Here is a 9,473-nt window from a genome sequence, read left to right as displayed (position 1 = left end):
CGCGACAGCGTGGACGGCCTGCTCGTGCCGGTGCGCGACGCGGCCGCGCTGGCCCATGCGATCGCGCGCCTCGACGACGACCGCGCGCTGCTGCGGCGCCTCGGCGACGCGGCGCTCGCGCGCGTGCGCGCCGACTACGACGTCGAGCGCGTCAACGCGCGCACCCTGGACGTCTACCGCGAACTGCTGCCGGACTTTCCGGCCGACGCGGCGCTGTCCGCGCCGGCGCCGATGCCCGCGGAATCCTGGCGCGGCACGTCCGCGCAGCCGTACTGAGTGCAGGACGCTCGCAACGGCGCTCAGCTGGTCGCCGCGCCGGCGCTCAGTGCGCAGGTCGTGGCATGGCCGAGCACGAGGCCGAGCCGCGCTTCGCGGCGCGCGAGCACCGACAGGATCAGCAGGCGGCCTCGCCTGAGACGGCGCGGCAACCGGCAAACCGGACTTTTCCGGTCAGTTGCGAACGCCGGCAGGTTTGTCCGGACGTCTGTACGCACCTAGAATTCGGCGGCGCAGTTTCCCCGATCGTGTCGGACGTCCGGCCGACGCCGCTGCGCATCCAGGGGAAATCCATGCACGCCATCGCCGACCGACGCCTGCGCGTCGCTGCCGCCGTCCTGCTGCTCGTACTCGCCGGCTGTTCCCGGCAGTCGCCGTCCGCCGATGCCGCCGCATCGGCCGCGCCGACGCCGGAGCCCCCGCCGGCCGGCGTACCCGTGCCGGACGAGGAGCCGTCCGAAGCGGTACTGCGCAAGCTCGAGTTCGAGCGCTACGACGAGCTCGAGGCCGCCGGCGGCCTGCCGGTGACCTCCACGGCGACCGGCAACTCGATCACCCTGCATCCGACCTTGCACGACGTCCGCAAGGACGGACCGTGCAAGCCCATGCCGCATGCGCCGACGGGCTGGTACGAGTGCAGCCTGATCATCCGCGTGAGCATTTCCGCCGATGGCGGCGATCCGTCCGAGCAGGGCGAGCGCATCGGCGTCAAATGGGACGCTGGCGACGGCAAGTGGGTACGCCAGTAGCCGTCGACGAGGCCGGCGCCGCGGTCCGCGCAGCCCATCAGTCGGCGCCGCGCAGGCGCAGCGCGTTGCCGACGACCGACACCGAGGACAGGCTCATCGCGAGCGCCGCGAGCATGGGACTCAGCAGCAGACCGAATGCCGGATACAGCAGGCCGGCTGCGACCGGCACGCCGAGCGCGTTGTAGGCGAACGCGAACAGCAGGTTCTGGCGCATGTTGCGCACCGTCGCCTGCGACAGCTGGCGCGCGCGCAGGATGCCGCGCAGGTCGCCCTTGACCAGGGTGACCTGTGCGCTCGACATGGCCACGTCGGTGCCCGTGCCCATGGCGATGCCGACGTCGGCCGCGGCCAGGGCCGGCGCGTCGTTGATGCCGTCGCCGGCCATCGCGACGCGGCGTCCCTGCGCCTGCAGCTGCGTGACCAGCGCGGCCTTGTCCTGCGGGCGCACTTCGCCGTGGAACTCGGCGATGCCGAGGCGCCGCGCGACCGCCGCGGCCGTGGTCAGTCCGTCGCCCGTGGCCATGACCACGCGCACGCCGGCCGCCTGCAGCGCGGCGATCGCGTCGGGTGTGCTGGTCTTGACCGGATCGGCCACGGCGACGAGACCCGCCAGCACGCCGTCGACGGCCAGGAACATGACGCTCGCACCATCGCCGCGCAGATGCTCGGCGCGTGCCTGCGCGACGGCCGGATCGACGCCGCGGCCCTGCATCAACGTGGTGTTGCCGAGCAGCAGCGGCCGGCCGCCGACGCGGCCCTGCACGCCTAGGCCGGTCACCGACTCGAAGTCGGCCGAAGTCTCCAGCGCGAGTCCGCGCCGGCGCGCCTCGGCCACGATGGCCTCGGCCAGCGGATGCTCGCTGCCCTGGTCGAGACTCGCGGCGAGCCGCAGCACTTCGTTCTCGTCGCGGCCGCCGAACGCGACGACCTCGCGGAACGCCGGGCGCCCTTCGGTCAGGGTGCCGGTCTTGTCGACGATCAGGGTGTCGACGGTGCGCAGGCGCTCGATCGCCTCGGCGTCGCGGAACAGCACGCCGGCCTGGGCCGCGCGGCCGGTCGCGACCATGATGGACATCGGCGTGGCGAGGCCGAGCGCGCACGGACACGCGATGATCAGCACGGCGACCGCGTTGACGACGGCGTAGGTCCATGACGGCTCGGGACCGAACAGACCCCAGCCGGCGAAGGTCGCCGCGGCCGCGGCGAGCACGCCGAGCACGAACCAGAAGCTGACCTTGTCGGCGAGGCGCTGCATCGGCGCACGCGAGCGCTGCGCCTGGGCGACGAGCTGCACGATCTGCGCGAGCACGGTGTCGGAGCCGATGCGCTCGGCGCGGATCACGAGACTGCCGTTGCCGTTGATCGTCGCGCCGATGACCTTCGCGCCGGCCAGCTTTTCCACCGGCATCGGTTCGCCGGTCAGCATGGATTCGTCGACGTGCGAACGGCCGTCGAGCACGACGCCGTCGACCGGCACCTTCTCGCCGGGGCGCACGCGCAGGCGGTCGCCGACGTGGACGTGGGTCAGCGGTATGTCTTCCTCGGTGCCGTCCTCGCGCAGGCGCCGCGCGGTCTTCGGCGCGAGGCCGAGCAGCGCCTTGATCGCGGCCGACGTGCTCGAGCGCGCCTTGAGCTCGAGGACCTGGCCGAGCAGGGTCAGCGAAACGATGATCGCGGCGGCCTCGAAGTAGACGCCGACGCGGCCGTGCTCGCGGAACGAATCCGGGAACACGTCCGGCGCGAGGGTCGCGACGAGGCTGTAGCCGAACGCCGCGCCGACGCCGGTGCCGATCAGGGTCCACATGTTCGGACTGCGATTGGCGATGGACTGGGCCCAGCGCCGGAAGAACGGAGCGCCGGCCCAGAGCACGACCGGCGCCGACAGCAGCAGTTCGAGCCAGGTGCGCGTGCCCGCGGGCAGCGGCAGCCGGTGGCCGAGCATGGCCAGCGCGAGCACCGCGAGCGACAGCGGCAACGTCCGGAAGAAGCGGCGGCGGAAGTCCGTCAATTCGGGATTCTCGCCCTCCTCCAGGCTCGGCATCAGCGGTTCCAGCGCCATGCCGCAGAGCGGACAGGTGCCCGGGCGATCCTGCACGATCTGCGGATGCATCGGACAGGTGTACTGCGTGCCCGGCGGCGCCGGCGCGGCGGGCGCCGCCGCCGGTTCGAGATAGCGCCGCGGCTCGGCGACGAACTTGCTGCGGCAGCCGGCCGAGCAGAAGTAATGGCGCCGGCCGTCGTGCTCGGCCTGGTGCGCCGAATCCTCGCCGACGCGCATGCCGCAGACCGGATCGGTCAGGCCGCCGCCGCCGGCAGGTTCGTGCCCGTGCGAGTCGTGCGACTGCGCAGCGTGATGCCCATGGCCGTGATGCCCACCGCCATGATGCGCGTGCGTGCCGGCGGAAGCGCTTCCGGCACAGCAAGACGACGCCGGACTCCTGCCGGTGCCGGCACCTGGCGCCGCGTCGCCGTGATGGCGCTGCAGCTGCGCGGCGGGCGGCGTATCCGGCGCGGCTGCCCCGCCCGCGCCGCACGACGATGTCTCGTCGGCCTGATGCGCCTGATGCGCCTGATGCGCCTGATGCGCCGGCGCGGCGGTGTCGCCGCTTTTCGCGGCCGGGCCGGGACAGCAGGACGCCGCCGCGGCTTCGTCGCAATCGCGCGCCGGCGCGCCGGGCGCGGCGGGTTTCGCCGCGCCCGTGCAGCAGCTGCCGGACGGCGCGGTGTCGTTCGTGGGTTTCATGCGGGTTCCTCCTGCGTCAGGGCATTGAGGATCGGACAGGCCTCGGCGCGGCCATGGCCCGGACACGCGGCGATCAACGTGTGCAGGCCGCCGCGGATGCGCTCGAGCTCGGCGATGCGCTGCTCGATGTCGGCGAGCTTGCGCTGCGCCGCGCGCTTGACCTCGGCCACGTCGCGCTCGTCGCTGAGCGCGAGCAGTTCGCGGATGCCGTCGAGCGAAAAGCCCAGCGCCTTCGCGCGGCGGATGAAGCGCAGCCGCTTCAGTTCGGTCGCGCCGTAGCGGCGATAGCCCGAGGCCAGCCGGCCGGCCGGCGCCAGCAGGTCGTTGCGTTCGTAGTAGCGCACCGTGTCGATGGCGACGCCGGCCTGCTCGGCGAGCTGGCCTATGCTCAGGCTGGTCATGTCCGGTCTCCTTCGGGCCGCAAGTCTGCACCCTGGACCAAGGTCCAGAGTCAAGCCCCGGTGCGCATCGGCACCGGAACTCGCGTCGGCCCTACCTCAGTGACCGGCGCCGGCGCGGCGCGACGACCAGTGGATGTGCACGATCTTCCAGCCCTGCGCGGTCTTGCGCAGCACCATGGTTTCGGTCGAATCGATCGCAACGACGTCCGCGCCTTTCTTCGCGTGGATCGCGCTTTCGCTGCCGATCCAGGCCAGCTCGCCCGAGGCCTGCGCCGTGCGCCGCGTCAGGCTGACCTGTGCGCCTTTCAGGAAGTCCGCGTCGGCCTTCGCATGACCGGCCAGGTATTCGTCGCGGCTGCGCTCCACGCCGCCGCTCTCGAGGATCAGCACGGCCGGATCGAGCTCGGCCGCCGCCTTGTCGGGATTGCCGGCCGACAGTGCCGCGGAAAAGCGCTCGACGACGGCGACGGCATCGGCAGCCGCCGGCGCGATCTGCAGCTCGGCCTTGCCCGCGTCGCGGCCGGCGACCACGGCCGCGACGTCGTGTTTCTCCTTGCCGTGCGAAAACGCCGGTGCGGCGATCAGGGCGAGGACCAGGCTCAGGCTTACGGTGTGCAGTTTCATGCGGTTCACTCCAGTCGGGGAAAGTGTCGAAAACGCTCGGTCGCGGACTCAGTGGTGGTTTTCCTCGTCGTGCTCATGCTCCCTTGCGGGTGTCGGCGCCGCCGTCGGATCGTCGACGGGTTCGAACGAGGAGCGCGGCGTTTCGGCGCCGCCGTGTTGCGCGTGCGGATCGCCGCCGCCGACATCGGTCTCGCCGCCGCCGTGCGAATGGCCCGGGCTCGCGGCGACCGCGGCGCGATAACGTTCGGCGCTCATGCCGGGCAGTTGCCGCAGGAACGCGACCATGCCCCAGAGGTAGCGGTCGTCCATGCTGCGGCCCCAGACCGGCATGCCCGACGCCTTGATGCCGTGCTTGAGCGTCCAGAACGCGGCGCGCGGTTCGACCGTGCCGAGCGCGTCCCAGCGCGGCGGCCGCGGATACAGGCCGAGGCTCAGTTCGGTGTCCTCGCCGTCGGCCGGGCTCAGATGGCAGCTGACGCACATGGCGTCGTAGTTGCCCGCGCCGCTGCGCAGCAGCGCAGGGTCGTCCAGGTCGGGCACGACGATGTCGGCCGCACGCACGGCGATCGAGCGCGTGCGCGCGAATTCGATCAGGCGGTACGTGGACGGCCAATGCGGCGTGTCGGCGGCCACGTCGTAGGCGCCGGTCGTCACCACGGCCGCGGCGCCGGCGACGGCCAGCAGCGCGAGCACGAGCAAGGTCTTCAACAGTTTCATGGTCAGCTCCCCTGCGGTAGTTCAGTCTGCTGCACGCCGTCGCGGACGGCCCGTGGATCAATCATCTTGCGCCGGCGCAGCGCGCGCCGCTGCAGCAGGCAATAGGCGGCCGGTATCACGAGCATCGACAGCAGCGGCGCCGTGATCATGCCGCCGACCATCGGCGCCGCGATGCGCTGCATGACTTCTGCGCCGGCGCCGCCGCCGAGCAGGATCGGCAGCAGGCCGGCCAGGATCACCGCGACCGTCATGGCCTTGGGCCGTACGCGCAGCACGGCGCCTTCGCGTATGGCCTCGTCGAGCGCCTGCGCGTCCGCGTCCGGCGCCGCGGCGAGCCGTGCCTGCCAGGCCTGGCGCAGATACAGCAGCATCAGGATGCCGAATTCGGCGGCGACGCCGGCCAGCGCGATGAAGCCGATGATGCTCGCGACCGAGACCGCATAGCCAAGCAGCCAGACCAGCCAGAGGCCGCCGACCAGGGCCAGCGGCAGGCTCGCGAGAATCAGTGCGGCCTCCTCGGCGCGGCCGAACACGCGCTGGATCAGCACGAAGATGATCAGCAGCGCCGCCGGCACGATCCAGCGCAGGCGCGCGACGGCGCGCTGCAGGTATTCGTACTGGCCCGACCAGCCCAACGCATAGCCCGGCGGCAAGCTCACCTGTGCGGCCACGACCTGCTGCAGATCGGCGACGACCGAGCCGAGATCGCGTCCGGCCACGTCGACGTAGACATAGCTCGCGAGCCGGCCGTTGTCGCTCTTGAGCATCGACGGACCGGCGACGACGGCCAGCTCGGCGACGCTGCCGAGGGTCAGCTGCTCCCCGGTCGGCGAGACCAGTGGCAGGCGGCCGAGATCGGCCGCGCTGTCGCGCTGCGCGCGCGGAAAGCGCAGCACGATCGGGTAGCGCTCGCGGCCTTCGATGGTTTCGCCGACCGGTTCGCCGCCGACGGCCGTGGCGATCAGCTGCTGCAGCGCGGCCTGGCTGAAACCGTAGCGCGCGGCCGCGTCGCGGCGGATCGTCAGATCGAGATAGCGGCCGTCGGCATTGCGCTCGGCCGCCGCCGAGCTCACGCCGGACACGCCGCCGGCGACCTTCGCGACGGCCTGCGCGAGCCCGGCGAGCACGGCCGGATCCGCGCCCGTGAGCTTGATGCCGACCGGGCTCTTGATGCCGGTGGCGAGCATGTCGATGCGGTTGCGCACCGGCGGCACCCACAGGTTGGTCAGGCCCGGCACGCGCACGGCCTCGTCGAGTTCCTCGCGCAGCCGCGGCCAGGTCATGCCGGGGCGCCATTCGCTGCGCGGCTTGAACGTCACCGTGGTCTCGAACATCTCGATCGGCGCCGGATCGGTCGCACTGTCGGCGCGGCCGGCCTTGCCGAACACGTGGTCCACTTCCGGCACCGTGCGGATCATGCGGTCGCTGAGCTGCAGCAGCTCCGCTGCTTTCGCCGCGGACAGCCCCGGCAGCGCCGTCGGCATGTACAGCAGGCTGCCCTCTTCCAGCGGCGGCATGAATTCGCTGCCGAGGTGCGCGAGCGGCCAGGCGCCGAGCGCGAGCGCCGCAACCGCCAGCACGAGAGTCGTGCGCGGGAAGCGCAGTGTCGCATCGAGCACCGGACGATAGATCGCGATCAGCGCGCGATTCAGCGGATTGGCCTGCTCGGCGCGGATGCGGCCGCGGACCAGGTAGCCCATGAGCACCGGGATCAACGTCACGGCCAGTACCGCCGACGCGGCCATCGCATAGGTCTTGGTGTAGGCCAGCGGCCGGAACAGCCGGCCTTCCTGCGCTTCGAGCGCGAACACCGGCACGAACGACAGGGTGATCACGAGCAGGCTCACGAACAGTGCCGGCCCGACCTCGACCGCCGCGTCGACGAGCACCTGCCAGCGCGTCTCGCCGCCGGCTTCCGCGCCGTGGCGCTCGCGCCAGTGCTGCAGATGCCGGTGCGCGTTCTCGGCGAGCACGACGGCCGCGTCGACCATCGCGCCGATCGCGATCGCGATGCCGCCGAGCGACAGCAGGTTCGCGCTGACGCCCTGGTAATGCATGACGACGAACGCGGCGAGCACGCCGAGCGGCAAGGTGACCACGGCCACGAGCGCCGAGCGCAGATGCCAGAGGAACAGCGCGCAGACCAGCGCGACGACGAGGAACTCCTCGACCAGCTTGCCGCCGAGATTGGCGACCGCGTCGCGGATCAGGCCGCTGCGGTCGTAGACCGGCACGATCTCCACGCCGGCCGGCAGGCTGGCCTGCAGCGCGCGCAGGCGCGCCTGCACCGCGGCGATCGCCGCGAGCGCGTCCTTGCCGCTGCGCAGCACGACCACGCCGCCGACGACTTCGCCCTCGCCGTCGAGCTCGGCGATGCCGCGGCGCGGCGCCGGACCGCGGTAGATCCGCGCGACGTCGCCGAGCAGCACCGGCACACCGTCGGCCGTCGCTACCGGCACGCGCGCAAAACCCTCGACGTCGCGCAGGTAGCCTTCGCTGCGCAGCATCAGGTCGGCTTCGCCCTGCTCGATCGCCGAGCCGCCGCCGGCGCCGTTCGCGTCGCGCAGCGCGTCGGCAATCCGGCTCACGGTCAGCCCGCGCGCGGCCAGCGCCTGCGCGTCGGGCTCGATCTGCCAGGCGCGTACGGCGCCGCCGACCGTGGCCACTTCGGCGACGTCGGGCACGCTCTTGAGCTCGTAGCGCAGGAACCAGTCCTGCAGCGCACGCAGCTGGCCGAGGTCGTGCCGGCCGCTGCGGTCGATCAGCGCGTACTGGTAGACCCAGCCCAGGCCGGTCGCGTCCGGCCCGAGCGAGGGATTCACCGCGGCCGGCAGGCGGTCGCGCGCCTGGCTGAGGTACTCGAGCACGCGCGAACGCGCCCAGTACGGATCGGTCGCGTCGTCGAACAGTGCGTAGACGTAGGAATCGCCGAAGAACGAAAAGCCGCGCACGGCCTTGACGCCGGGCACCGACAGCAGGGTCGTCGCGAGCGGATAAGTGACCTGGTCCTCGACGATGCGCGGCGCCTGGCCCGGCCATTCGCTGCGCACGATGACCTGGGTGTCCGACAGATCCGGCAGCGCGTCGAGCGGCAGCCGCGCGAGCGCCCAGACACCCCAGGCCGCGAGCAGCAGCGCGGCGAGCAGTACGAGTCCGCGATGGCGCACGGCGGCGCGGATCAGCGCGGCGATCATCGCTGCTCTCCGTGCGGGTCGTGTCCTTCGCGTCGGTCGTGTCCGTCGTGCCGGTGCGGCGGCGGCGCGGCGGCCTCCGCCTCCGTGTCCAGACGCGTCAGCAGTCCGGCCAGGCTCGCTTCCGAATCGATCAGGAACTGGCCCGACACGACGACCTCCTCGCCGCCGCTCAAGCCAGCGAGGATTTCAGTGCGCGCATCGACGACCCGGCCGGTCTGCACGCGCTGCGGCCGGAAGCGGCCGGCGCCGTCGCGCAGGATCACGCGCGCCTCGCGGCCGTCGGCGATCAGCGCTTCGCTGGCCAGCCAGACATGGTCCTCGGCCGCCCCGCCCTGCAGCCGTACCTCGGCGAACTGGCCCGCGGCCAGACGTCCATCGGCGTTCGCGAGCACGATGCGCACGCGCCGCGTGCGCGTGGCGGGATCGACGTCGGGCAGCACCGCGTCGATGCGCGCGGCGCGCGCGGACGCCTCGCCGGCGATCTCGGCCGAAACATCCGCGCCGCTCGCCAGCGCGGCGGCCTGCACCGGCGGCACGCGCGCTTCGAGCCAGATCGTCGTGGCCGATTCGAGCCGGAACAGCAGTTGGCCCGGCGCGACGGTCTCGCCCTCGCGCACGGCGATCTCGGCGGCGATGCCGTCGGCCGGCGCACGCAGCACGATGCGCAGCGGACCGGCGCCGGCGTGCGCGAAATCCGCCGGCGACAGGCCGAGCAGCTGCAGCCGCGTGCGTGCGGCCGCGGCCAGGGCGCGCGTCTCGGCTGCTTCGC

General features: G+C 72.5%; 9 protein-coding genes. 2 read left to right on the top strand and 7 right to left on the bottom strand.

Translation table 11 applies throughout. The features are described from left to right. Positions 1-276 (top strand): glycosyltransferase (locus NON22_RS15375; RefSeq protein ID WP_425507985.1); only part of this gene is annotated, 276 nt, incomplete at its 5' end. Positions 277-299: 23 nt separating this feature from the next. Here the strand turns inward: NON22_RS15375 and NON22_RS15370 are convergent. Further along, positions 300-428, bottom strand: a complete 129-nt coding sequence (locus tag NON22_RS15370; protein ID WP_257387830.1) for a hypothetical protein — start codon at positions 426-428, stop codon at positions 300-302. Positions 429-569: 141 nt separating this feature from the next. Here NON22_RS15370 and NON22_RS15365 point away from each other — a divergent pair, with 141 nt between their 5' ends. After that, on the top strand, positions 570-1,025 hold the full coding sequence (locus tag NON22_RS15365; protein WP_257387829.1) for a hypothetical protein: 456 nt from the start codon (positions 570-572) through the stop codon (positions 1,023-1,025). Between the two features lie 37 nt (positions 1,026-1,062). Here NON22_RS15365 and NON22_RS15360 read toward each other — a convergent pair whose 3' ends face one another. The 6 genes from NON22_RS15360 to NON22_RS15335 form a co-directional block, all read right to left on the bottom strand. Next, complete coding sequence (locus tag NON22_RS15360; protein ID WP_306673844.1) at positions 1,063-3,768, bottom strand: heavy metal translocating P-type ATPase; 2,706 nt, start codon at positions 3,766-3,768, stop codon at positions 1,063-1,065. Beyond that, entirely contained in the window at positions 3,765-4,160 is a 396-nt protein-coding gene (locus NON22_RS15355) for a heavy metal-responsive transcriptional regulator (protein WP_257387831.1), read from the bottom strand. The genes NON22_RS15360 and NON22_RS15355 overlap by 4 nt, the downstream gene beginning before the upstream one ends. A 105-nt stretch (positions 4,161-4,265) precedes the next feature. Then, on the bottom strand, positions 4,266-4,793 hold the full coding sequence (locus NON22_RS15350) for a nuclear transport factor 2 family protein (protein ID WP_257387828.1): 528 nt from the start codon (positions 4,791-4,793) through the stop codon (positions 4,266-4,268). A 48-nt stretch (positions 4,794-4,841) separates the two neighbouring features. Next, complete coding sequence (locus tag NON22_RS15345; RefSeq protein ID WP_257387827.1) at positions 4,842-5,510, bottom strand: c-type cytochrome; 669 nt, start codon at positions 5,508-5,510, stop codon at positions 4,842-4,844. A 2-nt stretch (positions 5,511-5,512) separates the two neighbouring features. Beyond that, positions 5,513-8,704 carry an efflux RND transporter permease subunit gene (locus NON22_RS15340; RefSeq protein WP_257387826.1) on the bottom strand — a complete coding sequence of 1,064 codons (3,192 nt, stop codon included), beginning with the start codon at positions 8,702-8,704 and terminating at the stop codon, positions 5,513-5,515. Beyond that, positions 8,701-9,473, bottom strand: a 773-nt coding sequence (locus NON22_RS15335; RefSeq protein WP_257387825.1) for an efflux RND transporter periplasmic adaptor subunit, incomplete at its 5' end; no start/stop codon positions are given. The genes NON22_RS15340 and NON22_RS15335, both read right to left, overlap by 4 nt.

This window comes from Tahibacter caeni, from assembly GCF_024609805.1.
GTDB classification, from domain to species: Bacteria; Pseudomonadota; Gammaproteobacteria; order Xanthomonadales; family Rhodanobacteraceae; genus Tahibacter; species Tahibacter caeni.
The sequence above is the reverse complement of the archived record's forward strand: the minus strand, read 5'-3'. Positions and strand labels throughout refer to the sequence as shown.

Coding starts and splice junctions, on each gene's coding strand:
- NON22_RS15365 (WP_257387829.1), top strand. CDS start 570: ATGCACGCCATCGCCGACCGACGCCTGCGCGTCGCTGCCGCCGTCCTG.
- NON22_RS15360 (WP_306673844.1), bottom strand. CDS start 3,768: ATGAAACCCACGAACGACACCGCGCCGTCCGGCAGCTGCTGCACGGGC.
- NON22_RS15350 (WP_257387828.1), bottom strand. CDS start 4,793: ATGAAACTGCACACCGTAAGCCTGAGCCTGGTCCTCGCCCTGATCGCC.
- NON22_RS15345 (WP_257387827.1), bottom strand. CDS start 5,510: ATGAAACTGTTGAAGACCTTGCTCGTGCTCGCGCTGCTGGCCGTCGCC.
- NON22_RS15340 (WP_257387826.1), bottom strand. CDS start 8,704: ATGATCGCCGCGCTGATCCGCGCCGCCGTGCGCCATCGCGGACTCGTA.